The sequence below is a fragment of the Marinococcus sp. LNHM4E3-1 genome, assembly GCF_056034405.1.
Genome location: NZ_JBQLID010000012.1, coordinates 72,059 through 98,879 on the forward strand (window position 1 = coordinate 72,059; position 26,821 = coordinate 98,879).

31 protein-coding genes are annotated in these 26,821 nt (G+C 46.1%); 4 read left to right on the forward strand and 27 right to left on the reverse strand.

The genetic code is table 11. The annotated features are described in order from the left end of the window. Positions 1 to 14: 14 nt before the first annotated feature. From ACTRXI_RS12880 to ACTRXI_RS12975, 20 genes are all read right to left on the reverse strand, one after another. Positions 15 to 293, reverse strand: coding sequence for a hypothetical protein (locus ACTRXI_RS12880; protein ID WP_474263107.1), 279 nt, complete (start codon positions 291 to 293; stop codon positions 15 to 17). A gap of 155 nt (positions 294 to 448) precedes the next feature. Next, the gene (locus ACTRXI_RS12885; RefSeq protein WP_474263109.1) at positions 449 to 1,297 is read right to left on the reverse strand and encodes a GNAT family N-acetyltransferase; all 849 of its coding nucleotides are present in this window, start codon (positions 1,295 to 1,297) and stop codon (positions 449 to 451) included. Positions 1,298 to 1,320: 23 nt separating this feature from the next. Beyond that, complete coding sequence (locus ACTRXI_RS12890; RefSeq protein WP_474263111.1) at positions 1,321 to 1,572, reverse strand: hypothetical protein; 252 nt, start codon at positions 1,570 to 1,572, stop codon at positions 1,321 to 1,323. Between the two features lie 32 nt (positions 1,573 to 1,604). Beyond that, positions 1,605 to 2,702, reverse strand: a complete 1,098-nt coding sequence (locus ACTRXI_RS12895; RefSeq protein ID WP_474263113.1) for a GGDEF domain-containing protein — start codon at positions 2,700 to 2,702, stop codon at positions 1,605 to 1,607. A 374-nt stretch (positions 2,703 to 3,076) separates the two neighbouring features. Then, complete coding sequence (locus ACTRXI_RS12900; RefSeq protein WP_474263115.1) at positions 3,077 to 4,099, reverse strand: zinc-binding alcohol dehydrogenase family protein; 1,023 nt, start codon at positions 4,097 to 4,099, stop codon at positions 3,077 to 3,079. 167 nt (positions 4,100 to 4,266) lie between these two features. Then, the gene (locus tag ACTRXI_RS12905; protein ID WP_474263117.1) at positions 4,267 to 4,884 is read right to left on the reverse strand and encodes a bifunctional 2-keto-4-hydroxyglutarate aldolase/2-keto-3-deoxy-6-phosphogluconate aldolase; all 618 of its coding nucleotides are present in this window, start codon (positions 4,882 to 4,884) and stop codon (positions 4,267 to 4,269) included. 15 nt (positions 4,885 to 4,899) lie between these two features. Further along, the gene (locus ACTRXI_RS12910; RefSeq protein WP_474263119.1) at positions 4,900 to 5,742 is read right to left on the reverse strand and encodes an SDR family oxidoreductase; all 843 of its coding nucleotides are present in this window, start codon (positions 5,740 to 5,742) and stop codon (positions 4,900 to 4,902) included. Further along, complete coding sequence (uxuA, locus tag ACTRXI_RS12915; protein ID WP_474263121.1) at positions 5,743 to 6,807, reverse strand: mannonate dehydratase; 1,065 nt, start codon at positions 6,805 to 6,807, stop codon at positions 5,743 to 5,745. A gap of 14 nt (positions 6,808 to 6,821) precedes the next feature. Next, complete coding sequence (locus tag ACTRXI_RS12920) at positions 6,822 to 7,835, reverse strand: sugar kinase (protein WP_474263123.1); 1,014 nt, start codon at positions 7,833 to 7,835, stop codon at positions 6,822 to 6,824. A gap of 68 nt (positions 7,836 to 7,903) precedes the next feature. Next, positions 7,904 to 8,926: a LacI family DNA-binding transcriptional regulator gene (locus tag ACTRXI_RS12925; RefSeq protein WP_474263125.1), complete on the reverse strand. Its 1,023-nt coding sequence runs from the start codon at positions 8,924 to 8,926 to the stop codon at positions 7,904 to 7,906. A 96-nt stretch (positions 8,927 to 9,022) separates the two neighbouring features. Next, positions 9,023 to 10,039, reverse strand: coding sequence for an ureidoglycolate dehydrogenase (allD, locus tag ACTRXI_RS12930; protein ID WP_474263127.1), 1,017 nt, complete (start codon positions 10,037 to 10,039; stop codon positions 9,023 to 9,025). Between the two features lie 15 nt (positions 10,040 to 10,054). Beyond that, a complete protein-coding gene (locus ACTRXI_RS12935) occupies positions 10,055 to 11,332 on the reverse strand; it encodes a TRAP transporter large permease (RefSeq protein WP_474263129.1) in 1,278 nt (425 codons plus the stop codon). Beyond that, positions 11,329 to 11,805: a TRAP transporter small permease gene (locus tag ACTRXI_RS12940; protein WP_474263174.1), complete on the reverse strand. Its 477-nt coding sequence runs from the start codon at positions 11,803 to 11,805 to the stop codon at positions 11,329 to 11,331. Before ACTRXI_RS12940 ends, ACTRXI_RS12935 begins: the two co-directional genes overlap by 4 nt. Positions 11,806 to 11,896: 91 nt before the next feature. Further along, positions 11,897 to 12,925, reverse strand: coding sequence for a TRAP transporter substrate-binding protein (locus tag ACTRXI_RS12945; RefSeq protein ID WP_474263131.1), 1,029 nt, complete (start codon positions 12,923 to 12,925; stop codon positions 11,897 to 11,899). Between the two features lie 622 nt (positions 12,926 to 13,547). Beyond that, positions 13,548 to 14,357, reverse strand: a complete 810-nt coding sequence (locus ACTRXI_RS12950; RefSeq protein WP_474263133.1) for an ABC transporter ATP-binding protein — start codon at positions 14,355 to 14,357, stop codon at positions 13,548 to 13,550. Beyond that, on the reverse strand, positions 14,357 to 15,385 hold the full coding sequence (locus tag ACTRXI_RS12955) for a FecCD family ABC transporter permease (protein WP_474263135.1): 1,029 nt from the start codon (positions 15,383 to 15,385) through the stop codon (positions 14,357 to 14,359). Before ACTRXI_RS12955 ends, ACTRXI_RS12950 begins: the two co-directional genes overlap by 1 nt. Next, positions 15,382 to 16,419, reverse strand: coding sequence for a FecCD family ABC transporter permease (locus tag ACTRXI_RS12960; RefSeq protein WP_474263137.1), 1,038 nt, complete (start codon positions 16,417 to 16,419; stop codon positions 15,382 to 15,384). Before ACTRXI_RS12960 ends, ACTRXI_RS12955 begins: the two co-directional genes overlap by 4 nt. Then, positions 16,412 to 17,464 carry an iron-siderophore ABC transporter substrate-binding protein gene (locus tag ACTRXI_RS12965; RefSeq protein WP_474263140.1) on the reverse strand — a complete coding sequence of 351 codons (1,053 nt, stop codon included), beginning with the start codon at positions 17,462 to 17,464 and terminating at the stop codon, positions 16,412 to 16,414. Before ACTRXI_RS12965 ends, ACTRXI_RS12960 begins: the two co-directional genes overlap by 8 nt. A gap of 125 nt (positions 17,465 to 17,589) precedes the next feature. Then, positions 17,590 to 18,186, reverse strand: coding sequence for a class I SAM-dependent methyltransferase (locus ACTRXI_RS12970; RefSeq protein WP_474263142.1), 597 nt, complete (start codon positions 18,184 to 18,186; stop codon positions 17,590 to 17,592). 147 nt (positions 18,187 to 18,333) lie between these two features. Next, complete coding sequence (locus ACTRXI_RS12975) at positions 18,334 to 18,597, reverse strand: hypothetical protein (RefSeq protein WP_474263144.1); 264 nt, start codon at positions 18,595 to 18,597, stop codon at positions 18,334 to 18,336. A gap of 561 nt (positions 18,598 to 19,158) precedes the next feature. Between ACTRXI_RS12975 and ACTRXI_RS12980 the strand changes: the two genes are divergently transcribed. The 3 genes from ACTRXI_RS12980 to ACTRXI_RS12990 are packed head-to-tail and all read left to right on the forward strand — an operon-like array spanning position 19,159 to position 20,997. Further along, complete coding sequence (locus ACTRXI_RS12980) at positions 19,159 to 19,851, forward strand: aspartate/glutamate racemase family protein (protein WP_474263146.1); 693 nt, start codon at positions 19,159 to 19,161, stop codon at positions 19,849 to 19,851. Positions 19,852 to 19,869: 18 nt separating this feature from the next. Continuing rightward, positions 19,870 to 20,166 carry a hypothetical protein gene (locus ACTRXI_RS12985; protein ID WP_474263148.1) on the forward strand — a complete coding sequence of 99 codons (297 nt, stop codon included), beginning with the start codon at positions 19,870 to 19,872 and terminating at the stop codon, positions 20,164 to 20,166. A gap of 6 nt (positions 20,167 to 20,172) precedes the next feature. Continuing rightward, positions 20,173 to 20,997, forward strand: a complete 825-nt coding sequence (locus tag ACTRXI_RS12990) for an alpha/beta fold hydrolase (RefSeq protein WP_474263150.1) — start codon at positions 20,173 to 20,175, stop codon at positions 20,995 to 20,997. 46 nt (positions 20,998 to 21,043) lie between these two features. On the opposite strand, the gene dgoD is transcribed toward ACTRXI_RS12990, so the two are convergent. The 4 genes from dgoD to ACTRXI_RS13010 all read right to left on the reverse strand — a co-directional run bounded on the left by dgoD (position 21,044) and on the right by ACTRXI_RS13010 (position 24,657). Next, on the reverse strand, positions 21,044 to 22,192 hold the full coding sequence (dgoD, locus tag ACTRXI_RS12995; RefSeq protein WP_474263152.1) for a galactonate dehydratase: 1,149 nt from the start codon (positions 22,190 to 22,192) through the stop codon (positions 21,044 to 21,046). Further along, positions 22,189 to 23,136 (reverse strand): 2-dehydro-3-deoxygalactonokinase, encoded by a 948-nt coding sequence (locus ACTRXI_RS13000; protein WP_474263154.1) that lies wholly within the window; start codon positions 23,134 to 23,136, stop codon positions 22,189 to 22,191. The genes dgoD and ACTRXI_RS13000 overlap by 4 nt, the downstream gene beginning before the upstream one ends. Then, positions 23,133 to 23,771 (reverse strand): bifunctional 4-hydroxy-2-oxoglutarate aldolase/2-dehydro-3-deoxy-phosphogluconate aldolase, encoded by a 639-nt coding sequence (locus ACTRXI_RS13005; protein WP_474263156.1) that lies wholly within the window; start codon positions 23,769 to 23,771, stop codon positions 23,133 to 23,135. Before ACTRXI_RS13005 ends, ACTRXI_RS13000 begins: the two co-directional genes overlap by 4 nt. A 127-nt stretch (positions 23,772 to 23,898) precedes the next feature. Further along, entirely contained in the window at positions 23,899 to 24,657 is a 759-nt protein-coding gene (locus tag ACTRXI_RS13010; protein ID WP_474263158.1) for an IclR family transcriptional regulator, read from the reverse strand. Between the two features lie 102 nt (positions 24,658 to 24,759). On the opposite strand from ACTRXI_RS13010, the gene ACTRXI_RS13015 reads away from it, so the two are divergent. Continuing rightward, on the forward strand, positions 24,760 to 24,966 hold the full coding sequence (locus ACTRXI_RS13015; protein WP_474263160.1) for a hypothetical protein: 207 nt from the start codon (positions 24,760 to 24,762) through the stop codon (positions 24,964 to 24,966). Between the two features lie 46 nt (positions 24,967 to 25,012). Here ACTRXI_RS13015 and ACTRXI_RS13020 read toward each other — a convergent pair whose 3' ends face one another. The 3 genes from ACTRXI_RS13020 to ACTRXI_RS13030 form a co-directional block, all read right to left on the reverse strand. Beyond that, positions 25,013 to 25,783 carry an acetoin reductase gene (locus ACTRXI_RS13020; RefSeq protein ID WP_474263162.1) on the reverse strand — a complete coding sequence of 257 codons (771 nt, stop codon included), beginning with the start codon at positions 25,781 to 25,783 and terminating at the stop codon, positions 25,013 to 25,015. A 140-nt stretch (positions 25,784 to 25,923) separates the two neighbouring features. Further along, positions 25,924 to 26,277, reverse strand: a complete 354-nt coding sequence (locus tag ACTRXI_RS13025) for a flagellar protein FlaG (protein ID WP_474263164.1) — start codon at positions 26,275 to 26,277, stop codon at positions 25,924 to 25,926. 29 nt (positions 26,278 to 26,306) lie between these two features. Beyond that, complete coding sequence (locus ACTRXI_RS13030; protein WP_474263166.1) at positions 26,307 to 26,579, reverse strand: putative motility protein; 273 nt, start codon at positions 26,577 to 26,579, stop codon at positions 26,307 to 26,309. Positions 26,580 to 26,821: the final 242 nt, after the last annotated feature.

Here is a 26,821-nt window from a genome sequence, read left to right on the forward strand (position 1 = left end):
GAAAAACGAGTCTTCTACTTAAAAAAATTACTATTACGCAAATCCCATCCGGCTATTACAAAGCATATGACGGCATAGAGGCTTAAAAATCCTCCCAGAATACCGTACGATGCCCCCTCAAACCCCCGGATATGCATATAGCCGTAATAAAAAAGCGAAATGGCTGCGGCCATAAGTGCAATTCCCGGCAGCAGCTTTACCCAGAGCGCCCATCCCTTCAGCACAAACAGCAGCGTAAAAAGGACAGCTATAACTCCTGGAAGTATAGATGTTGTGAATGGTCCACTGATCATGATATCTCTCCCACGGTTCCCCACCATTAATAAAATCCAGGCAAATCTTCATGCCCCCGCACTTCTCTCCTAATAAAGTAACACAATCTGCCACCAGATATCCTGTTTCAGGCAGTAAGCTTCATGAAAATTTAATTTTAACGAAGGCTTATTCTTTACCCGAAGATCTGTGAAGCAATAGCGTACATGTTCCCGTTCCTGGAGCCTAACTTCCCGGGATGCCGCACCATCCTATGCGGTTCGCTCTGTTTTTCAAAGCCGTACTTCCCAAGCATTTTCGTTATAATGCTGCTTTCTGCGGTAAGATCAATCCGGACCTTCACCGGATGCGCTTCAATCAGCTGTTCAACTAATGCAGCTGCTCCTCTTTCATCCGGAGCTGTGACCGGGCCAATCAGCAGCTGCCCTTCATGCCAGATCGACAGACCAAAGCCTACCGGCTGATTGTTTCCGTTTATTAATACAAGAGAACGATATGCCTGAACAAACCGGTGGCGTAAAAAAGCTTCCCGGTCTTCTCCAAACGCTTCACGGTCCAGCTCCTGTATGCTGCCCCAATCGGAGGATTCGTACATTTTTATATTTTTCGGCAGAATAGTGCTGTTTGTATTCAACGCTTGGCCCGGGGAGGTATATTTGTATACCGTGCCTGCTTCTTCAAACCCAAACTCTCGGTATAACGGTTTCCCTTCTTCAGTGGCAAACAGCATCACACTGGCTTTCTCCGGCACCAAATCCAAACACGCCTTCACTGCTTCCCGGGCCAGCCCCTGCCGCCGGTAAGCCTCCCGGACAATAACGAGACCGAGAGCCGCCGTTTCCCCGTATGGAATTACAGCCGAGCTGGAGACCACCGTGCCTTCGGGATTTTTATGACCGTATACCGCTCCCGAAGCGAGCACCGCCTTCATTTCCGCTTCATCGTAGTCCCAGCCCACCTTCCGGGGCAGTTCTGCAAGTGCCGGAATATCGTTTTCCGTTAACCGGTGTATCGTAAGCTTCATCTGACATTGCTCCTTCCCGGCGTTTATAGTTTGCGCCGCAGGCTTTCCTCTATCCACAGCTGTTCTGCTTTCCATTTACGGTAAATATACATATCCTCCGCTGCGAGCACCGTATAAACCACTCCGTAAAACAAATACGTCCCCATTGTGAAATCAGCCGACAGCCAATGAATTATTGTCACTAAAAGAAGCAGGGCGCTGCCGAAGAAATCCTTCTTTAAGCGCCCTGCATATATCGATTTTTTGTTCGCAGCCTTTTGCTGCCTGCTATCCATTCTGTCACCTCTTTATGCTACACGGGTGCCTGTTACAGTTTCACCATATTTTTTCCATTGCTTTTCGCCTCATACAGAGCCTGATCCGCTTTAAGCATCATGTCCTCCCGGCGGCGGTGAATAGCCGGAACCACAACGTTTACGCCAATGCTGACCGTCACCTTCGGACTCACTCTCGATGTTTCATGGCGGATATTCAATTTGTCTACTTCTTCGCTGATTGCATGGGCAATGGCCCTGGCTTCTTTATTGTTTGTTTTCGGAAGCAGAAGCGCAAACTCTTCTCCGCCGAAACGGGAGGCCATGCCGCCGGAACGCATGCACACCCCGTGGATAGCTCCCGCAATCTGCTTGAGGCATTCATCACCCTCGAGGTGGCCGTACGTATCATTGAAGTTTTTAAATTCGTCCAGATCAATCATCATTACCGCAAGCGGGGACTGGCGTTCCATGCCTTCACTCCAGTATCGGTCAAAGGCGTCGTTAAACGCCCGCCGATTGGACAGGCCCGTCAGGCCGTCCACGTTCGCGAGACGTTCAAGCTTGCGGACGTTCGCGTTCTGCTTGGAACGATCCCGAATAATCCCGATCATGCCAATAATACGTTTATACATAAAAACCGGGCTTGCCATCACTTCCAGCTCCATAAGCGAGCCGTCCTGCCTTCGCAGATTTACTTCAAAGTGCTGGGAGTTCCCTTTCATGACCCGGTCTATATATTTTTCGACTAACGCGTGATCCGTAAAATTCAATTCCTTCATCGAAAGGCCGATTACTGTGTCACGTTCCTTGTTCAGCATTTCAAGCAGTTTTTCGTTTACTTCAATGACGCTCCCCCGGTCATTCAAAAGAAACACCGGGGAAAGCGGCTGATCGAACAAAGCATGATAATAATTCCGCTGTACCCGCTGCTCCACGCTGCGCCGGAATAAGATCCAAAGCACGAGCCCCAGGATAACTACGCCCGTAAGCAGTCTTGTAATCAGTCCCTCTCTTTCAAGCGGCGCGCCCAAAAAAAGCACATCATAAAAATTCACGAGCATAAATACCGGAACCAAAACAAGCATCGACAGAGCGACACGCTTCACCACTTCCTGGGTTTTAATCTGCGCTATTTCTTTATGCTTCATTTTATCCCCCGCTCTGCTTAGGAACGCTCTCTATTTTGCGAAATATTTAAGTATATATACGGTAGTTTCATAGTGTTGACTAATTTTATCACATGTCTTAAGTTTTAGGTATATGTAATCAATAAAGAATATGAATTTCTTTCATTTCTAACCATCATTTATGATGCTTAGTTTATAGGAATGGCTTTAACCATAAGTATCTTCTCTCGAAAACATTGGTTAATACCCTTCATAACCAATTCTCTCCATGCATAAACCTATTCATTTTCGTAAGAATATTCCTAGAAGGTCAACAAATTAAAAAACTGCCCGTTTTGAGGGCAGTTTTCAATAAAAACTGAGGAGCTAAAATTAAACAATATCTTGTTTTAATTTCAATCAAATGTAAGAATGGCTTTTCTTACTTTATTAGGATGGTTTTCCAATTGTTCGAACGCTTTTTGGACATCTTGAAAATCAAAGCGGTGAGAAACCATTGACTCTACATCTAATTCTCCTTGATTAATATGTCCGATAATTTCAGGAAATTTATTGGATTGTAATCTAGAACCAACGATCATCAACTCTTTTTTTGTGATGTCCAGTGACGTAATAGATGAGGGAGATTGATTAAATCCTAAAGTAACTACCCGCCCTGCAATTGAAGCCATAGAGACTGCTTGTTCAAAAGTTTTTTCTGTTCCTACCGCATCGATAACCACGTTTGCCATTTTTTCATTAGTTTCTCGACTCACCTGGCTATAAACATCAGGGTCATCAGTCGGGTTTATTGCAGCGTCTGCTCCTACGGAAGAAGCGTAATTCAACCTCTCTTCGTTTAAATCAACTATAATAACCCGCGCTCCTTTTAATTTAGCTAAAAGAAGGCAGCTTATGCCTGTCGGACCGGCCCCCATGATCAGCACAGTGTCCCCTGTTTTAACACTGCCTCTCATCGTAGCTTGTGCTCCTATAGTTAAAGGTTCTGTTAGAACTGCATTGCTCCAGGATATACTTGCTTCTAATTTATGCCAATTTTTTTCAGGGGCAGACATAAATTCTCTCATTCCACCATCTCTATGAACTCCGTAGACTTCTAGACTCTCACAGACGTTTGGTTGACCTTGTTTACATGCATAGCAATTTCCACAGCTCTGAATTGGTTCTAAAGATACTTTGTCCCCGCTCCTTAAAGATGTAACATTTTCTCCAACTTCTGTTACCTGACCTACTACTTCATGGCCAATTATACGGGGATATACAGTAAAGGGATTACTACCGTGATAAATATGCATATCTGAACCACAGATTCCAGCTGCATAGACTTTCACTATAACATCATTCTCATCTTTTATTTGAGGCGCGTCTGTTTCTATTATATTTAATTGTCCTGGTTCAGAAACTTGAATTGCTTTCATATTTTACTTCCTTTCCATTCTTCAAATAAATTTAGCAAAATAAACACATCAGACGGTTACGCTGTTATTAATATTCTTCTTCTGCACCTTCAACAAATTACTTAAACTATGACGCGCTTCGATGTTCTTGGATAAAAGAATGATTAGTTTTATTTAGTGGAATATTTTTAATAATTTAAAGCCTCGACTAAGCTGTTGGCAGCCTGAATAACATCTTCTTCGTTATCAAAATAAAGACTGCTTCCTGCACTGACGGCTACTGCTCCGTTTTGGACCCAGTCTTTTATATTATGCTGACTAACTCCGCCAGAAGGCATCAATTGTGCTTGTGGCACCGGGCCATTCATTGTTTTTATGAAAGAAGGTGATGCCATATTTCCTGGAAAAACCTTTATAATATCCGCTCCAGATTGAAGGGCTTCAATAATTTCTGTTGAGGTATAGCAACCAGGAATATAAGGAATTTGATACAAATTACATATCTTCGCTATATCCTGAGAAAAATGGGGCGAAACAATAAATGCTGCCCCTGCCAGTATGGCCAACCGTGCCGTTGTAGGCTCTAATACTGTTCCGGCACCCACTACAGCTTCCGAACTATAATGTATCGATAATTCTTCAATTAATTTATCAGCCTGGGGCACTGTGAAAGTTATTTCAAGTAGTTCTATACCTCCTTTTCTAGCACCAGTTGCAATCATTTTAGCTTCTTCTTTAGTGTCGCCGCGAACGACTGCTACTATTTTCTTTTCTTCTAGTTCTCTTAGTGTCTGCCACTTCTTCATTGGTAATTGCTCCTTTTAAACTCCAGAGTAGGCCATGAAACCGCCATCCACAGGCACAGTTATTCCTGTAACAAATCTTGAATATGAAGGATCTGCCAACCATAATACTGTTCCAGTAAGATCATCCGGCTGCCCAAATCGTTCCATTGGGGTGTGATTGATTATTTTTGTTGAGCGTTCGGTCAACTGGTCGTTTTCATCCAATAGCATTTTTCTATTTTGTTTTGTTAAAAAGAAACCTGGAGCTACAGCATTACAACGAATGTTATGCTTTGCCATGTGCACTGCCAGCCACTGGGTGAAATTTTCAATGCCGGCTTTTGCAGCACTATAGGAAAGAACTTTAGTCATTGGGCTGGGTGCGCTCATTGAAGAGATATTAATAACTGTGCTTTCTTCTTCATGAATCATATGCTTTAAGAAAACTTGTGTAGAAAGCACTGATCCCGAGAAATTCAGATCATGCACATGATTCATGCCTTCTTCCGAAATATCGAAAAAAGAGTTCACTTCCGGGTCATGGACATCTTCCCAACGAAAAGCCTCATTAGTAGTAACGGCTTCGGGATGATTTCCTCCAGCCCCATTAATTAAAATATGATACTGTTCATAATGTTCCTGGATTTTTTCATTTACAGCTTCAATGTCATTTTTCTTAGTAACATCACAGGCAAAGGCAATTGCTTCTCCTCCATCTGCAATAATTCTATCGGCTACCTTTTGAGCGTTATCTTGTTTTCTACTGAGCACCACGACTTTGACGCCCTGAGCGCCTAATGTTTCTGCCATTTGGCCACATAAAACACCGCCACCACCCGTAACAATAGCAACTTTTCCTTGTAATGATTTATGACTCAATTACATCTTCTCCTTTCGTTTTTGATCCCAGATTCCAAGCATATACATAATCCCTAAAGCACGATCATACAATCCATAACCAGGCCTTCCCTCTTCATTCCATATATGCCGTCCGTGGTCTGGACGAATACATCCTTTGTAATTAATCTCATAGTAGGCATTCATAATATCCGTAATCGGAACAGACCCGTCCTCTTCACGGTGAGAGGATTCAATAAAGTCACCATTTTCGTAACGATAGACGTTCCGGACATGCGCAAAATGGATTCTATCCTGAAATGCGTAAATCATTGAGGGCACATCGTTTTCTTTATTTGCCCCTAAAGCTCCACTGCATAAAGTTAAACCATTGTGTTCCTCGTCCACTAATGATAGAACCCTTTGCAATTGTTCTTTATTCGAAACAATTCTAGGAAGATTAAACACAGACCATGGCGGATCGTCAGGGTGGATAGCCAGACGAACATCATGTTCTTTGCAAACGGGAATAACTCTTTCTAAAAAATATTGCAAATTGGAGAACAGATCATCTTCAGTGACATTTTCATACTGCTGTATGGTTTGTTCTATTTTACTCAATCTTTGCGGTTCCCAACCCGGCATAGTAAATTCGGGGTTTTGCAGCACCCTTTCGATAATATCCTGAGGAGTGGCATCATTCAGAAGATCTTTTTCATAAAACAATGCAGTTGATCCATCCGCCATCTTTTTAGCTAAATCGGTTCGAATCCAGTCAAACACTGGCATAAAGTTGTAGCAAATTACTTTTACACCTGATTCGCCCAAGTTTTTTATTGTTTCAATATAGTTAGCAATGTATTCTTCTCTTGTTGGCAAACCTAATTTAATATCTTCATGAACATTTACACTTTCTACAACTTCCGCCTTAAAACCATAGGATTCAATCAATTGTATTTCGCTTTGTATTTCTTCTTTCTCCCATACTTCCCCTGCCGGTTTATGGTGAAGTGCCCAAACAATCTGTTTGGCCCCGGGTATCTGCCTGATGTTTGATAACTCTACATTGTCATTTCCCTCGCCGTACCAACGAAATCCAATATCCATTTCAGCTTCCTCCTTTAACGATTGATATCGCTGCCATTTTGGTTATCTAAAAAAGCTCCAACATCTTCTTTGCTTAAGCAAAATGCGTCACCTGGAACTGTGTGTGCTAACACTCCTACAGCTACTGCAAATTTTATTATTTCATACATACTTGACGTTTCTGTCGCGGCTTCCAGAAGCTGGTGAAGTACTCCAGCAGCAAATGCGTCGCCTCCGCCAATCCGATCATGGATGGAAATATCATAAATTGGCGCTTCAGCACGTTCACCTGAAGAATGTAAAAGCATACCGGATAATCGATGCTGCATATTGGTGACTGGGTAACGCTTCGAAGAAGCAAGCCAAGTAAGTTCATAGTCTTTCATAAATGTTAAATACATCTCCTCTTGGTGCTCTACATTGTTAGAGGAATTATAATTTAAAATATGCGTAAGATCCTTTACACCAACGAAGCATATATCAACCATAGGTAAAAAATCTTCAAAAGCTTCCTTCGCCTCTTCTACGCTCCAAAGCTTGCTGCGATAGTTAAAATCAAAACTAATTTTCACACCATTTTCTTTTGCTTTTTGTGCAAAAGTATATGCTGTATTGCGAGCTTCCTGGCTAATGGCCAGAGTAATTCCAGAAATGTGTAAAATAGCACAATCTTTAAACCATTCATTACTTATCGAAAGTGAAGGATTCCATTGCGAAAAAGAAGAATAAGCTCTGTCATATGTTATTTTCGAAGGACGTTCTGCTGTGCCTCTTTCAACAAAATATGTTCCTATCCTTTCACCCTCACGTTGAATAGCGTTAGTTTTCACTCCTTCTTTCTGCAAGTAAGCTAACGCTGCGTCTCCTAAAGAATTATCTGGAAGTGCTGTGATCACTTCCGTGTCTGTTCCCAGATTACTTAAAGCCACAGCAACGTTAATTTCAGCCCCACCATAGAAAGTTTCTAAAGATGAATGTTGTTTTATTGTTTCTACCCCGGGAGGAGAGAAGCGCATCATCATTTCCCCAAGGGTCATTATCTTTTTCATGTTAGTTCCTCCTGTGAACAAAGCTACTAAATCGATTTAGTTTAAAGATTCTAAAATAAAACATTTTTTTATATCGTTTGTACTGATTCCCGGCTGATTAATGTTGGATCCATTCGATAAATCTTTTGATCATTAACTTCACCATGAATGCTTTTTAGCAAGATTTCAGCCCCTCGTTTCCCAATATCTTCACTTGGTTGTTTTATTGTGGTAAGAGAGGGTTGATATATGTTTGCATAAGAAACGTCATCAATGCTGATTAAACTAAAATCGTCTGGAATTTTCCGATCGTTATTTTTGCACTCATTAAGTATTTCTAATAATACTAAGTCATTTCCAGCAAGTATAGCTGTGGGAGGTTCCGGTTCATTGAAAATGTTAGTGATTTCTTGTTGAATTTGATCTAAAGAATTAGTTACTATATGATTTTCGTTCATCCTCAGCCCAAAGCGTTCCATACTTATGCGAAATCCTTCTAAACGTTCTAAGCGCGGTGTTACATAATCAGTGGCTGGCATAGTGATAATACCAATTTTCTTATGATTCGCCTGCACAAACGTTTCGACAGCTATATCTACTGCTTTAAAATTATCAAGCAAAACTGTATTTACTGATAAATCTGGAATAATTCGGTCTAAAAAAACGAGAGGTATTTCTCTTTCTTCTAAAAGATTGTACATATCAATATTGTTTCCAGTAGGGAAAATAATAAATCCATCTACTTGCTTTGCCATTAACGTTTGAATATATTTTCGTTCTTTTCCCGGGTCATCATCAGCATTACAGACGATGACATGTACTTCTGCTTCCATGCAAACGTCTTCAATCGCACGGATAATTTCAGTAGAAAATTTATGAAGAATATTCGCCACAATCACACCGATAGTTGAGGTTTTTTTTACTTTCAAACTCCTAGCCACTGCATTTGGCGAATATCCTGTTTCCTCAATGACCAGCTCTATAATTTCCCTGGTTTTTTTGGACATAAATTCATACCGGCCATTTAGATACTGGGAAACAGTGCTTTTAGAAACATTTGCTTTTTTAGCTACATCAGACATTGTTAAATAAGATGATTTTTTTTTATCCATGTTTCCCAACCCTTTAAATCGATTTATTTCTGTTAATTATAAACGATATCATTTTTCTTTCACAATTATTCCATACTTATTAAACAGATAGCTCATTTATTGCTTTAAAAAGTCGATCGTATTTTGCTCGATAAAAATACCCTCTTTTTTGCTTTGTTCTGCTTTGATCTGTTCTATTTCCCCAGGTACGTAGACTCTTTCAACGTTTTCCCCGCCCGGAGCTTCCCGTAATTCTTTTATCATCTGATCCATTTGGAATAAAAATGTATTTAAGTCTGTAAAATAGGCTGGGTTAACTGCCAGAAAGAAATGACCTAAATTCCTTTTTTGTTCAAGGTTTTCATACATGCTATTGATATGCGGCCCAAACGCTACTCCAGCTAATATACCAGACAATATATCGACCATTGCTGCCAAACCGTAACCCTTAGGGCCTCCAGCAGGTAATAAGTTCTTTAATTTAAAAGGATCATTAACATTTTCTCCATTACTATCCACTCCCCATTCTAAAGGAATGTTTTTATTATCCTCTCTTGCTTTTAGCACTTTTCCTAATGCGGCAGCTGAAGTAGCCATATCAAAAATAAAGGGCTTCTCTTTGTAAGCGGGTGCCCCTATTGCAATAGGATTGGTGCCGAAGAACGGTTCTTTACCGCCAAATGGCACTACTGCTTTATCTGTTTGGCTCATAACGATTCCAATTAAGTTAGAGTCAGCTATCATTTCTGTATAAAAACTTAAAGCTCCGCAATGACTGCTATTTCTTGCAGTGACAACCCCTACACCACAATTTAATGCATTTTTTATTGCTTTTTTAGTCGCATACTCCGCTACTACGTGTCCTAAACCTGCATCTCCTTCTACTACCCCTGTAGAAGAACTTTGTGAGTCATAAACTATAGAAGGCGCAGGGTTTATCCCCCCTTTTTTTATCTTTTCTATATAATGATTCATTCGCATCACTCCATGTGAGTGCACTCCACGTTCATCAGCGTGTACTAATACTTCCGCTACTGTTAAGCTTTCGTTTTTTGCAACACCATGGTTTTGCAATTTTTTTGATACCAGTTCCTTTAATTCTTCAATTGTAATATTTGTTTTCTTATCACTCATTTTTCTCTCCCCCCATTAGTCATCAAATAATTCAGGCAGGAATAGGGAAACGGACGGTACAAAGCTCACCAAAAGCAAAACAGCTAAACTCATTAACAAAAATGGGATTAATGCTATTGACGACCTCATTAAAGAAACATTACCAATTGAAGAAGCAACAAATAGACAAACACCTACTGGAGGAGTAGATAGGCCAATAATTAAATTCAACACCATCATTACTGCAAACTGTGTGGGATCCATACCTACCTGTGTGGCCACTGGCATTAAAACTGGAAATAAAATTAACAAAGCGGCAATTGTTTCCATAAATGTTCCGACAATTAATAACAGCACATTTAAAAGCAGGATTACTATAATTGGGTTTTCTGAAATAGTTAATATGGTGTCAGCCACTAGTTGGGGTATTCTTTCACTTACAAGAATCCATCCAAATAAGTTCGCGAAACCAACCAGAAACATTATTCCGGCTGTAGTAATCATAGAATCAATCAATATTTTCGGCAGTTCTCTTATTTTGACTTCTCTATAAACGGCTACCCCTATAACCAACGCGTATAAAACTGCTACTATTGATGCTTCCGTAGGAGTAAATATGCCACCTAAAATACCGTACAAAATAATAAATATCATCAGCAAGGAAAAAAACGCACCAGGAATTGACTTAATTATTGAAACGACAGAAGCTCTAGGCTGCACTGGGTAATTTCTTTTTACGGAAATTACATATGTAACTAGCATCAAGCTCAAGCCAATGATAATCCCCGGAATAGCTCCAGCAAGAAACAATTCTCCAATAGATATAGTTGCTAATGTACCGACTATAATCATAGGAGTAGAAGGAGGAATTAATGGGCCTACAGTAGATGAAGAAGAAGTAACCGCTACTGCAAAAGGAGCGTCATAGCCTTCTTTTTTCATAGCTGGAATCATTACGGAACCTATACTAGCCGTATCTGCTAATGCTGTGCCCGAAATACCGGCAAATCCCATTGAAGAACCAACGTTAGCAAGCCCTAAGCCTCCTCGAATATGACCAACAAGTTTATTGGCGAAATCAATTATTCTCTTTGTAATACCGCCTGCATTCATAAGGTTTCCAGCCAAAATGAATCCTGGTATAGCTAATAAAACAAAAGAATTGATACCTTCAAACATCTTTTGAGCCATCACAGTCAATTGTATATCGTTTAGCAGTATATAAATAAAAGATGAAATACCCAAACTAAAAGCAATTGGCATGCCTAAAAAAAGCAATAGCATAAAAGCTAAAAATAAAACGAGGGCCATCATAATGTCTCCTCCTCCCTATCAAATTTATCAAACAATGAATAATAAGCATTAAGCAGGCTGTAAATAATCAGCAATGCAAAAGAAATAGTCATGCTACTATAAATAACTGACATTGGTATGCCTAGTGTGGAAGAGGTTTGATTTTGCCCTACTGAAGAAAAATTGAAAGCAGCTATCATAAAAATAATTGAAAAAGTTCCTATTATTAAATACATAACAGCGTCATAATATTTTTTAAATTGATCTGGAATTACATAAAGAATTAAATCTACACGGACAAACTCTCTTCTATACATTGTTAATGGAGCCCCAAAAACAATGCCAAAAATAAAACAATATCTAGAAGCTTCTTCAGTCCATATGAATGAAAATGGCATGTATCTTCCTAAAATTTGCAGCGTAACTACAGTAATCAAAGCTGCAAAAAACAGAAATGTCAATGTTAGTAATATGCCATTCAAAATTTTTAACATTTTCACCCTAAACACCTCTAGCAGGTTTTAGAAATGACAGCATAAAAGTGGAAAAGTTCCCTCTTATGCTGCCTCTCTCCTGTTGAATTTTTTATTCAGTTTCTACAATTCTATTGTATAAGTCTAGCTGCTCTTCAGATAAAGTATCTTCAATAGCGGGCTGCATAGCTTCATTAAATGCTTCGGTATCAACGTCATCGTTAAATTTCATGCCTTCTTCTTCAAGCATGCTTTCATACTCTGCTGTTTCTTCTTCATAGAGCTCTTGGCCATGTTGCTGTGCTGTTTCAGCTGCTTCCATTACTTGCTCCTGTGTCTCTTCATCTAATTCATTCAATTGCTCGTTACCTACCACTACATAAATCCAACTATTAACATGCTCTGTTCTGTTTACATAGTCCTGAACTTCATAAAGCCCTCCGCTGTGGATAAGGTCTACCGGGTTTTCCTGCCCATCAATTACCCCTTGCTGTAAGCCGGTAAAAACTTCACTAAAGTCCATAACCTGAGGGTCTGCTCCTGCTTCCTGCCATGCAGATTGGAATAAAGGAACGTTCGGTATACGCATACTAAAGCCATTCAAATCTTCTGGTGTGCTAATAGGCTCATTTGAAGTAAGGTTTCTTGGAGCCCTCATATGATAATACAAAGGTGTTACTCCAACTTCGTCGCTTATTGCACTTTCAATTTCCTGACCAATGTCTCCCTCGACTACTGTTTGCATATGTTCTTCGTCTCTAATCGCGTATGGGGCAGCCATCATAGCAGCTTCTGGAGCCCAATTTTCCATTGTTTCACCAGAAATAGTCATGTCAGCCGTCCCGTCTTGAATGCTGTTCAGTACCTCTGTTTCTCCACCTAATTCCTCGTTTGGATAAATTTCGATATTTACTTGACCATCTGTGTTGTTGTCCACTTCTTCAGCAAATTTCTCCGCAGTTTTATGCCAAACATGGTCTTCGTCCGATAAATGGCCTAACTGCCATGTAACTGAGTCTCCAGAATTGCCTTCGCCACCTGAATCGCCTCCACTGCCTGAATCATCTCCTCCGTTTCCACAAGCAGTTAAACTTAACGCACCAATTGAAACTAAACCCAATGTAATAGCTTTCTTAAACATAATAGACCCCCTAATATTTGTATAAAAATTATTGATTGATACCGTTTTCAAAGATAATTAAATTACTTTTTAAAATATATTTATAGTATGTTTTTCGATTTTTAAGTAGTTTACTGCTTTCAAAGAAATTGCTTTAAAAAATCTTCAGGTTACTGTATTGTCTGCCCTCCTTCAAATATAATAAACCGATTTAGTAATGTTGATTGAATTGCTTAGCTTAGTCCTTGAGTAAGCACATTGATTCATTTTAAAGAATTAATTGAGAAGATATTAAAATAATCAAACTTTCCACGAACTTCAAAAAGTTTTAATTTAAATTTTCTTTATACTAAACATTAACAAATTACTAAACCGTTTTAGTAATGTATTTACAAATTGTAAGCGATAACATATTTTAAATCAAGCCCTTTTAAAAATTTCTTATATTTTCTTTTTTAACCTTTACTTACTCATCCATCAGCTTATTTTTATATTTATCTCGTATATATTTTGATAGTTCAACACCTATAAAAAAATCTTTATCCGGCCTATCGTAGTCGGATAAAGGTTTTTTGTTTTAAATGTTGTGCGTGAGCTAATTTATAATAAATGTTAATTACGTTTTACTTTTTCTTTATGAACCTCACTTCTTGCTTTGATTATGATAACGCCCCTTCGGTACCACTAAAGGAGAAAGCGATACGGGATCCTCGATAACGGTGCAGTCCAAATCGTAAATGTTCTTCATCATATCTGCTGTAATCACCTCAGATGGCGTACCACTTGTCACAAGCTGTCCTTCACGAAGGGCAAAAATATGGTCAGCATAGCGGGCCGATAAATTTACATCATGAAGTACCATCACAATAGTCGTACCGTGCTTACGGTTCAGATCGGTTAACAGATCTAAAATCTCGAGCTGATAGGTAATATCCAGAAATGTCGTAGGCTCATCCAGAAATAAAATATCGGTCTCCTGTGTCAGGGCCATCGCAATCCATACGCGCTGCCGCTGACCACCGGAGAGTTCATCGATGTTCTGCTCCGCGAGCCCGGTAATGTTCATCGTTTCCATCGCCTCTGCAACCGCCTGATAATCCTTCAGGCTCCACCCCTTCAGGAGCGACTGGTGCGGAAATCTGCCTCTTCCGACCAGGTCTGCAACCGTTATGCCCTCCGGCACAATAGGCGACTGCGGCAGCAGCCCCAGGGTCCGTGCCAGCTGCTTGGAGGGAATTTTATGTATTGCTTTGCCATCGAGGGTGATTTTCCCTCCCCGCGGTTTAAGCAGACGGGCCATGGCTTTCAGAAGCGTGGATTTCCCACACGCATTCGCGCCGATAATCGTATTAATCTGATTGCTCTTAATCTGCACGTTGATATGGTCAAGCACCGTTTTCTGATCATATCCGGCGACAATATTTTCCGTTTGGAACTGATGAGTGGATTTCATTATAAACTTCCCTTTCGATTCATTCGAATGAGCAGATACAGCAGAAACGGGGCACCGAGCACCCCGGTAATAATGCCGACCGGAAACCTCGTATCAAATGCGAACTGGCCAAGCAGGTCCGCGGCCAGCACAAGATTGGTACCAATCAGGCCGGCAGGGATCACGCTTGTGAAGCTGTTTCCTATGAGTCGTTTGGCGATGGGCCCCGAAAGAAAAGCGACGAACGCAATCGGACCGGTTACCGACGTCGCCAGAGCAAGCATCCCTACCGAACTGAGAATAAGCAGTATTCGCGTCACGTCCGTATTTAATCCGAGCGAGACGGCTGACTGTTCGCCGAGCTCGAGTATACTTAAATGTTTCCCAAGCGCTATAACCACTGGCGCACAGACCACCACTCCGATGATTAACGGCAGCATCGCGTCAAGCTGTACCCCGTTCAGGCTACCGCTTAACCACTGCAGTGCCTTCGACAAATCCTCCTGTCGGCCGATCAGCTGCAGGTATGATATAAACGCGGTGAGCATTGCCTGAACGCCGATACCAATCAATATCAAACGCCCCGTGGAAAACGAGCCCGCTTTTGAAAAGCCATAAATAATGATCACGGTAGCAAGTCCGGCAATCAGTGCGGCGATGGAAACGACCCCATCACTCGTATGCAGAATGAGAATGCAAAAAAGAGCCGCCACACTTGATCCTGCGGTAATGCCCAGTATTTCGGGGTTGGCCAGCGGATTTCTCAGCATAGTCTGAAAGACGTTCCCGGCAATGCCAAACGCAAAACCGGCTAAAAGCCCGGCAAGCATGCGCGGCAGCCGGATCGTGTTAACTGCAAAGGAGGCGCTGCCGGACGTATCCCCGGTCAGCGCCCGAAACACCTCCGGTACGGAATAGATCGTATTGCCAAGCAGCAGCATGGCACCGCAAAGCGCCAGGCAAAGCACCACCAGCAGCATATTAACAATCATCCATCTCCGTCGTCGCTGCCGGCGTTCAGCAATGATTACATTTATCACATTATTCATAACGACCGCACTTTCATTCGCATAGCTAAAAAGATTAACAGCGGGGCACCGATAAATGCCGTCACTACGCCCGCCTCCAGTTCACCCGGGCTGACCACAATCCTCCCCAAAACATCCGCTGTCGTAAGGATGATGGCTCCGACCATCGCTGATATTGGAATAATAAAGCGTAAATCAGGGCCGAGCAGCAGCCGGATGAAATGAGTGGACATAAGCCCGATAAAGCCTATCGGCCCTGCAAGCGCCGTAGCCGCCCCGCACAGGATAACGCCTGCAAAGGCGGCGATAATTCTCAGCACCCCGGTGCGGACGCCCTGCCCGGTGGCCACCTCATCTCCCAGAGCCAGCGCGTTGAGCGCCGAAGCCGACAGCACAGCCAGTATGACCCCCACCACCAGAAAGGGAGAAAACGCTAAAATGCTGTTCCAGCTCCCGGACCCAACGCTTCCCACCTGCCAAAACCGGAACTGATCCAAAATGTTCGACCGCGGCAGGATAATCATGCTGATGATGGAAGACAAAGCCGCGCTTGTGGCAGCTCCGGCCAATACGAGCTTCAGCGGGGTGGCCCCTGCCGGTCCCATCGAGCCTATCCCGTACACAAAAACGGCTGTGATAATGGCCCCTGCAATCGCAAAGCCGATGTACTGCCCCGCCGTGCTGATATTCCAGAATGCAAGACCTGCCACCACAAACAACGCCGCCCCTGTATTTACCCCCAGGATGCTCGGGTCAGCAATCGGGTTCCGGGTCACAGCCTGCATGAGCGCTCCGGATATGCCGAGAGCCGCCCCACAGCAAAGACTGAACACCGTCCGAGGCACCCGTTCCTGCACGACGCTTACGGCGTACGACTCTGTGCCCGAGTAGGACAACCCGGCTGTTATTTCCTCCCACGTAAGCGTCCGTGCCCCTAAAACGAGGGAAGCGAGCACACAGACAACCAGAGCAGCGGAAAAGAAAGCAAGTACTTTTGTCAGGTGCCTCGGTACATAATCAATAGCAGCGCTTCTTTTTTTCACAATACTACTCATCGGATTCGTCGAGCGCTTCTCCAATCAGTTCCAGATATTCATCGATTGTGTAGGGAATCGACAGCGCTGTTGGCGTTCCTGCAGCTCCCAGTTCAGATCCATCCTCAACAAATGCTACGTTGCCTTCTTTAACAGCAGAGATTTGTCCGAGTTGTGGGTCGGCGCGGACGGCTTCATACAAATCCTCATCTCCGTAGCCCATGATCAGATCGACGTCATTAAGCGCATCCGCATTTTCAGCACTCATCGTTACCGAAAACGCCGATTCGTCCTCGACTAATTCCGTTACGCTGTCCGGGTTTTCAAACCCCAGTTCATTTAAAAAGGAGACGCGTGGGTCGGCCGGCGTGTAAAAATGCAGCTCGGACAAATCATTGGCGGAAAAATTCACCCATGCGACAGTTTTACCCTCGATTTCCGGATATTCAGAGGCTTTCTCTTCGATCAGGTTCTCCGTCTCTGTAATAAGCTCTTCGCCCTCGTTTTCCATAGCCATGCCTTTCGAATTTAAACGTATCTGGTCACGCCACGAGGTCGTCCACGGCGATTCCGGGTAGGCAACCACCGGGGCAATTTCGCTCAACAGATCATAATCCTCCTGGGTAATACCCGAGTAAGCGGCAAGAATGACGTCGGGATTGCTGTCGGAAACAGCTTCAAAGTCGAGGCCATCCGTATCCTGATACACGTTGGGGTCTTCGGCCCCTAGTTCATCCAGCTTTTCCTCTGTCCATGGCAGAATGCCCTGATCATTAGTAACGCCGTAATTAGCTGCGGAGAAGCCGACAGGTACCTCATCCAGGGCTAGCACCGTATCCTGGTTCCCCCACTGCACTGTCGCCACCCGCTCCGGCTCTCCTTCAATGACCGTTTCCCCAAAGGCGTGCTCAATTACGATTTCCTCTTCCTCATTATTTCCCTCCGACCCGGACGTTTCAGCCCCGTCAGAATCATTTTGGCCGGAACAGCCGGCAAGTGCTCCTATTACCCCTACAGAAGCAGCAGTAATGCCCAGTAAGCGTTTTGGATTTCGAACGATTCCCATGTTTTCTCCCCCATATATGTTTATGTATTACTTATCAATAGTGATAATGATTATCAATATCGATAAATATAGAGGAAATTTGTGAAAATGTCAAATGAGAATATAGTTTTTCTTGAAGTTATTATCTATGCGTCTTTTTCTGCTATTACTTTATAAAACCCTTTTGCCGGGAAGGACCGCCCGGTTACAAGCATCCCGGCCTCGATGACCATCCTCTCCATCTGTTCCGGGGAAATGCGCGGTGCCTGATGTGCGTTGGATGGGTAATCTTCCAGTTCCACTATTACCAGGCGTCCGCCCGGTACAAGTACTCGCTGCACTTCCTCGAGAACCAGCGCAAGAGACGAAGCTTCATGCAGCACGAGCGAAGCCAGAACCACTTCCACAGATGCATTGGAAAACGGCAGTTGATTCATCTCCCCCTGCACAGTGCTTATATTGGTAAGAGAATTCTCACCCGCCTTGGCTTCAATAAGTTCAAGCATCTCCAGATCGCGATCAAACGCAAAGACCTGTCCTTTCGTTTTTTCTGCCGCCGGGAGCGTCAAGTATCCTGTCCCGGCTCCTAAATCCAGCACGCGGTCAGAAGTATGAATTGTAATACTTTCAAGCGCTTTTTCCGGAGGAAGAGCCTCCCGCCGTTCTTTTCCGTCCAAATAGGCTTTTTTTTCGGATAATGAGTGAGGGTGATAATGCGTCATCTTTCTACCCCTTTCTCGCAAGTAAATTAATAAAGATATTAAAGATTCTTATTATCTTTAATTAAACCTACTATAGCACCCACTTTTTCGCTTGTCTATCATTACACCCGTCATTAAGAAGCTACCTAGTGGTGAGAGCAGCCCCTTATATCTTTATCGATAAAATCATTACCTGTTTTCATCTCTGCTTTCTGTTACGGCGGACGATTCGCGCAGAAATCTTTCAAACAGCGAGAGGTTCGACATAATAGTAACAATCCATTCATTTGCCTGAAACTCTTTTACACCTTCGTACAATTCCTCTTCATTACTGCATTCTACGATCGTGTATCCTTTCTGCTTCCATCCGTCTATGTTCATGTCCTCACGCCGGCCGGCAATTACTTCGCGTTCTTTTGAGCTGTAGCAGTATATAAACGAAGGAGCAGTCATTGTTTCAGCCTCTTTTCTATAAAATTTGGTCCGGCAGATAAAAAGCCAGCACTAAGAAGCCTTCTTAGTACTGGCTGCGAAGAAAAGCGTTCTTCTTTTCAACTACTGCCGATGTATTATATTGTATGCTGGCAATCGGACTGGTCGGTCTTTAATACGTATTAATATAAAAAACCACAGAGAGGTATTGATCTCTGCAGCTTATCTGTCAGCGCTAATGTCTGAAGATTCCCACCCATTCTGTCTTAAGAAGTATTTCTAATTATTCAAAGCTCGGGTCGCAGAAATACAGACACAGGCTTTTCAGGCTCTCGTTTATCGTATATGATCATTCGTATAAGCCAAAATATCGCTTCATCTGCATGCAGCGCATTGAATGGCGCTTTTGTCCATAATGCTGACCGACTTGAGCTAAAATCCAGTTTCCATTTTTATACTAAAGCTATTTACTGATACCTTAATCATAACATAGTTTGTATAGCGCGCAAATTAAGCGTAAAAAAATGATAATATTAAGCACGTAACGGCAGAAAAAACACCGTTGGAAAAGGAGTGAAGGCTATGCAAACTATCGGGCTGCTCGGAGGCATGAGCTGGGAGTCCTCCGCCCTGTACTATCAGCTGGTTAATGAGGAGGTAAACCGCCGGCTCGGCCGCCTGCATTCGGCCCGGTGTCTCCTATACAGCGTCGACTTTGAAGAGATTGAACAAATGCAGAGCGCGGGGAACTGGAAAGCTGCCGGAGAACAACTTGGGAAAGCGGCCGAAGCTCTTGAACGGGGTGGCGCCGACTTTATCGTTCTCTGTACCAATACGATGCACAAAGTCATCGAAATAATCGAATCGTACATACATGTGCCGGTCCTGCACATTGCTGAAGCAGCCGCTCGTGATATCCGGCGGCAGAACCTCACCCGCATTGGGCTGCTCGGCACCAGATATACGATGGAGGAAACGTTTTACACGGGCGGCCTTCAGGCAGCAGGGCTCGGGGTGACGGTCCCCGGTACCGATGCACGCGCAGAAATCAACCGCATCATTTTTGAGGAACTCTGCCACGGTATCATCCGCCCAGTATCCAAAAGCTATATGCTCGAGGCGATGACACATCTGCGGGAAAACGGGGCAGAGGGTATCGTTTTAGGCTGCACGGAGCTCGGCATGCTGATCACTTCGGAGGATAAGGATCTGCCAGTGATCGATACGACCCGCGTCCACGCCCTCGAAGCGGTAAACAAAGCACTCGACAACTAACGCTATGGAGGAATGATCATGGAATGGTTTCAGCATTACGGCGTAATGGGCGCTGTCTTTTTAACCGCTGCGCTTCTAGTTGTATTCAGCCGGCTGCTCGCCCGTAACCGACGGCGCCCAATACTTGTCGTGACTATTTTTTGTGTGCTTCTTCTGCTGGCTGCTGCCGGTGCAGCTGCCTACGGCTGGTGGGAAGCTTCAAACCCCATCACGGCTCTCAGCTTCGTGTTTCTCGCTGCCATGGTATGGCTCGGTGCCGGCACTGGTATATGTCTCCTTGGCATCCAAAAAGCATTAAAAACTTCAAAGGGGTGAGTTTTCATGCAGCACTGGAGCTTAACAAAAGAAATCCGTACGAAGCATGGAAATGTCCGCTACGATGTTCAGGGCAGCGGCCCGCCGCTCGTGCTCGTCCACGGCACGCCGTGGTCGTCGTTCAACTGGCGCCACCTGATCCCTGCCCTCGAGCGCTCATACACCGTCTACTACTATGACCTGCTTGGATACGGGCAGTCGGAAAAGCGTGACGGCCAGGACGTTTCGCTCGGCGTGCAGAACCAGATCCTGGACGAGCTGCTGAACGCCTGGGGTCTTGATGCCCCTATCATTGTCGGTCATGACTTTGGCGGCACGACCGTGCTCCGTACTCATCTGTTAAACGAACGCCCGTTTCAAAAAATAATTCTGATCGACCCCGTCGCCGTTGCTCCGTGGGGCTCTTCGTTTTTCACCCACGTCGCGAGTCATATGGAAGCCTTTCAGGGCATCCCGACCTTTATTCACGAAGCGATGACTGAAGCCTATGTGCAGGGCGCGGTCTATAAGCCGATGCCTACGGAAACGCTCGCGGGCATTAAAGCACCGTGGCTCGGTGCTGACGGCCAGCACGCCTTTTACCGGCAGATGGCGCAGGCTGACCAAAAATACACTGACGAGATCGAATCCCGCTACGGGGATGTTTCTGCTCCTGCCTTGATTGTGTGGGGCGAAAACGATGCCTGGATCCCGGTGGACCGCGCTCATACGCTGCATGCTGCAATACCGGGCTCCCGTCTGGAACTTATTCCGGGCGCCGGCCATCTCGTGCAGGAGGACGCGCCGGCGCACCTGCTCGCCTGTATCACCGACTTTCTGCGCGAGGAATAAAAAAGATCCAGCATACTCTCCGATGAGAGCGCGCTGGATCTTTTGTTTACCACTCGGCGATTGTGCCGTCTTTATGCCGCCACACCGGGTTTTTCCAGTTGTGACTTTCCCTGGCGCGCTCCCGCACGTAGTCTTCGTTGATCGTGATGCCAAGACCCGGTCCCTGCGGCATTTTCACCGCGCCGTCCTCATAGGCAAACACGCTTTTGTCTTCGATGTAGTCAAGCAGGTCGTTACTCTGGTTGTAGTGAATGCCGAGGCTCTGCTCCTGAATGAAGGCGTTATGGCTTGTGGCGTCCACCTGCAGGCAGGCGGCAAGCGCAATCGGACCGAGCGGGCAGTGCGGGGCAAGCGCCACGTCGTAGGCTTCCGCCATGGTGGCGATTTTTTTGCCTTCGGTGATTCCGCCGGCGTGCGACAGATCAGGCTGGATAATATCGACCCAACCGTTCGCCAGGATGTTTTTGAACTCCCAGCGGGAATACATGCGCTCGCCGGTCGCAATCGGAATGTGCGTGTGCTGGCGCAGCTCCTGCAGGGCCTCCATGTTTTCGGTCAGCACCGGCTCTTCGATAAACATCGGATGGTACGGCTCCAGCTCCTTGGCGATCACCTTCGCCATCGGCCGGTGCACGCGCCCGTGGAAGTCGATGCCGATACCGACACCTGTGCCAACGGCTTCCCGCACGGCTGCCACCCGGGCGACCGCTTCTTCCACCTTATCGAATGTATCAATGTACTGCATTTCCTCCGTGCCATTCATTTTAATCGCCCGGAATCCGGATTCGACAGTTTCCTTCGCCGCAGCACCGACATCACTCGGACGGTCGCCGCCGATCCAGGAATAGATGTTGATGTTGTAGCGGCAGGCACCGCCCATCAGGTCATAAATCGGGGCGTTGTAAAACTTACCCTTAATATCCCAGAGCGCCTGGTCAATACCGGCAAGCGCGCTCATATGAATCGGCCCGCCGCGGTAGAAGCCGGAGCGGTACAGCTTGTTCCAGTGATCCTCGATCCGCATCGGGTCTTCCCCGATCATGTATTCCATCAGTTCATCAACGGCCGCCTTAACGGAAGCAGCACGCCCTTCCACAATCGGCTCGCCCCAGCCTTCCAGGCCTTCGTCGGTCGTAATTTTTAGAAACAGCCACCGCGGCGGCACCTGAAATAGTTCATAGGATCGGATTTTCATCGGGATTCCCCTTTCGTCTGTTCGATATTTGCCAGCTGCAGAGCTCCCTGCAGTGACGCTTTTTCGAGATCGTGCTTCGTAAAGGCGTGGACGGGGCGCTCCTGCTTCTGTTCGAGCACGTGCCGGTACGCCTCCTGCATCGCTCCGTGACCGCCGAGATATATCCAACCGGCACCGGCAGCGGCGCGTTCGAATGCTTTCATATCCTCGTACAATACCGCGCCGAGCAGCAGGTTTGCCCGGGCGTTTTCGGTGTAATCAGCAAACAAATGGCGCAGACGCACGTAGTACGCCGCCCGCGTAAACCCTTCCGTTTCCGCGAGATCCCAGCCCTCCATCAGCACCTCCGACTCGAGCGCTTCCACAAGCTTCGGTCCGACCGAATCGGATAAAATCGTGGAGGCCCGCAGTGCCGAGAGCGTTTCTCCGGCCAGGGTGGACGTGCAGCTGAGCAGACGTGAGCCGTCTTCGACCCGGATGTATTTGGTGTGCGAGCCCGGCAGGAGGATCAGGCCGCTGCCTTCGGCCGGCGTATGACAAAGCATCCCGAATGCTTCAACCTCTTCGCCGCGCATCACATCCACCGGCTCTTCGCCGTTTTTCATGCCGGTGATCCAGTGCCAGCGCCGCGCATAGTAGCGCTCGTGCACCGTACGCTCGGCGAGCTCCTCCATCGTAAGCGGCGACGGGGCATGGGGCACTTCGCGCATGCCGATGTTTGCCGTCAGCATGCCGTAGCCAATCACATCCCGGAACGTAAACTGCGAAGCCAGCGTGTCGAGCTCGTTATCAATCAGTCTCTCCAGGAGGGAGAAATCCTGCTCTATTGCCTGGTTGCGCACGCCCTGGTCGAGCGATACGCGCTTTTTAACCTCGAGTGTTTCGGTATCCACGACCCGCAGACGCGTGTTGGTCGTTCCGCCGTCGATTACAATTACATTCATTGGCTTCCGCCTCCCTCCCGGAGAATGCCGCGGGCTTTTTCCATATTACGGGTCAGCTGCTTCATGTCCCCGCGTTCAATCGCCTTCGGATCCACCACCTGGCTGCCGAGGCCGACCGCGTGCCAGCCGTGCTGCAGGTACTCCTGCATGTTATCAAGCGACACGCCGCCAACCGCCATCGCACGTACGTGCGAGAGTGGCCCGTGCACATCCTTCAAATAAGAGGCCCCGAACGCGCGTATTGGGAAAATCTTCACCATTTCCGCGCCGGCTTCGGTTGCCTGCAGAATTTCAGTCGGCGTGAGCACACCCGGAATGACCGGAACGCCGTAGCGGCTGCCGGTTTCAATTGTTTTGGCGTCCAGCGTCGGCGCAAGCAGAAACTCCGCGCCGGACAAAATCGCGGTGCGTGCAGATTCGGCGTCCAGCACTGTGCCGGCACCGACATGCAGATCGCTGTGGGTCGCTTTTGCCCATTCAATCGCCGCAAGCGCTCCCGGCGTGTTCATCGTCACCTCGAGTACGCGGGCCCCGCCCGCATATAACGATTCAATCACCTGCTGCAGCTGCGTTTTGTCGCTGCTGCGGATAATCGGCACTATTTTCTCCTGTTCAATCGTCTGAATAATACTCATAGCCGTTCGGCCTCCTTTTGTTCCTTATTAAGGAACAATGTTCCGTATTATGATTAAAAAGAAAGTTCCTTACGGAAATTACTGCCTATAGTGTAGCAGAGCGCACAGCAGATTGAAAGCGTTCTTTTTAATGGCCGAGCTCCCGTGATATGGCTGCCGCTGCCTGCTGCACCTGCTGTACGGTCGTTTTCCAGTCGATTGTTTCTGCATTCATGTGCGGCATCGTTACACTCACCGCCGCCACCGCCCGCCGGTGGAAATCAAAGATCGGAGCCGCCACACAGGTAACACCGAGCTCATGCTCCTCCCGGTCATAGGAGATACCCTCTTCCGCGATTTGTTTCAGCTCGACCGTCATCGCTTCTTTGGATGTAATGGTGTGCGGCGTATGACGCACCATGTCCTGCTCGTCCACCAGCTTTTCCTGCACGTGCGGAGGCTGAAACGCAAGCAGCGCTTTGCCGACGCCGGTGCAGTAGAGCGGTGCTTTACGGCCCACGCGGGAAAACAGGCGCAGCCGCGCGTATGTTTCCACTTTATCAATATAGACCACCTGGGAACCTTCGAGCTGCACGAGGTGCACCGTGCTTGCCGTTGCCTGGGCCAGATCGTGAAGGACGGCCGAAGCGGCTTTTCGCACGTCGATCGATTCCGCCACCCGTTCGCCCATTTCCATGAAGGCGAACCCGAGCGTATACACGTCGCGCCCGCGTCCCTGCTTCACGTAGCCCTTCTGCAGAAGAGACGCCAGCAGTCGGTGCACCGTGCTTTTGGCAACATCAAGGCGGTTCGCAAGTTCCGTGACTCCGAGGCCTTCCGGCGATTCGGCCAATAGGTCGATGATCTGGAGCGCTCGGTCGACGGACTGGACTCCGTTTGTGTTCATGCCACCTTCCTCCTTTCGGTACTGCAGTCATCGTAGCACATTTTCCTCGTATGTTAGTATAAAACTACACGGTAAATGGAAAAGTAAGGAAAGGAGGTTCACATGTATTCCCGCATGTTTGTGGATGAGCACTGGAATTTGATCTCGAGTATTATTGGTAATTTTGCTGTGATGTTTGCGATGCTGATCGGCATCGACGGTCTATCTGCAGGAGAGCCTCCCAGCATGGTAAGCAAGGTAAGTATGGCAACAGTAATTGCTCTGCTTCTTTGTGTTAATACCGTACGGAAGTTTCGGGAAGAGGAATGAAAAGCGCCTATCCTGGAGGATAGACGCAGTTGATTTATACATATTATTAGTTGTACACAATCCCGCCGTCGATCAGCACTGCCTGGCCGGTCATGTAATCTGAGTCCGGCGACGCAAGATAGGAAACGAAATTCGCTACGTCCTCCGGCGTCTGCGGACGCCCCAGAGCGATGCCGGCCGTGAATTTCTCAAATGCGTCACCCGGCTTTTCGAGTCCCATTTCTTCAACCATCCGGGCATCGATGCGCTCCCACATGCTCGTTCCGACTACGCCAGGGCAGTAGGCGTTAACGGTAATGTTGTCCGGCGCCAGTTCCTGCGCGGAGGCCTGCGTTAAGCCTTTAACCGCAAACTTGGTGGCCGAGTAAATACCAAGCATTGGAAAGCCTTTATGGCCGGCAATACTGCACGCGTTAATAATTTTGCCGCCGCCCTGCTTTTTCATCTGCTCGGCCGCTGCCTGAATGCCGAAAATAACACCGTTCACATTCACCGCAAAAATTTTTTCGATGTCCTCTTCCTCTACTTTTAAAAGCGGAGCAACGTGGTCAATGCCTGCATTATTTACGAACACATCGACGCTTCCGAAATGGTCCGCGGCTTTTTTCACAAGGTCGTTAATGTCCTGCCTGCTCGTTACATTCGCTTCCACCGCCAGGGCTTCACTGCCGTTGTCTTTGATGGCCTGCACCGTTTCCTCCATTTTCTCCTTATCAATGTCGCTGATCACGAGATTAAATCCATCCTTCGCCAATCGCGTCGCAATACCCTTCCCAATCCCCTGCCCCGACCCCGTTACAACCGCCGTTTTACTCATTGCTCTCACCCTCCATGTAATAGATTCAAACTAATAACCCTTACCTTTTCGCCCCTTTCCATAAACCTTAATTACGACTAAAGAATCAAAACTTTAATCATGAAATTAAAAACGCCTCCCCGGAGGAAGACGCTTTTCATTTACCCTTTTTCGTTTACCACCAGCCCGGCCTGGCGAAGGATCGAAGCATTAAAATCAAGAAGTGATTCGGGCGGTATTTCCCGCACGATCTCCTCTGTCTCGCGGTCGATCACCTGCACGTACACCCGGTCGGTGTCTTCGTGCACGTTGAACTTCAACCGTGTTAAATGCGGGTCGAGCATCGCACTCAACGTTTCGAATGATTTTTCCACTTCCTTCTTTGTCACGTGAAGCGCGGAATTGGTTTCTGCTGCCACCAATTCATTCGGCGTTACTTTTGAAGCATCCATAACGCCTGTCTCCCGCTTCGACGAAGCACCTTCGCCGCCGGCTGATCGAATAGAAACATCCATCTCCCGCCTACCTCCTCCTGGGATGATCCCTATCCCTTTACGTCGATCGACTGGCCTTTGCCTGAAACGACGCTCTGCATCGTCCCGGCCTGGTTGCCGCCAGCCATGTCATCGAGCAGCTCGGCGCTCTGCTTCGACGCCGTTTCCATCGACTGGCGCATGAGCGATATGTTCGCCTGCTGCTGCGCCTGCAGTTGACTGCTTAGGATTGAAACACTGCCGACATCGATATCATCACCTCCTTTCCAATTAAAAGTATAAAAAAGGCCCTGGGGCGTCAGAACCTCTAGATGTATGTTCATGTTGGTAAAAAGTGTCTTCTTTATTTATAATATCGGAAGAAATTCGTGGGAGTGTAGTGTTGAAGCTTAAGATAATAAGTACGGCTGAAATTGCTGCTCCAGTTCCTCCTGCAGCTTCTTGACGTTAGGGGTTAACGAGAATTAAAAAATTTCCTGGAGGGGGGTTGTAAACGCTAAACTAGAGAGAGCAATTTATCACAATTAAGGTAGAGCAGGTTTTCACCAATAAGATGAACCCATTT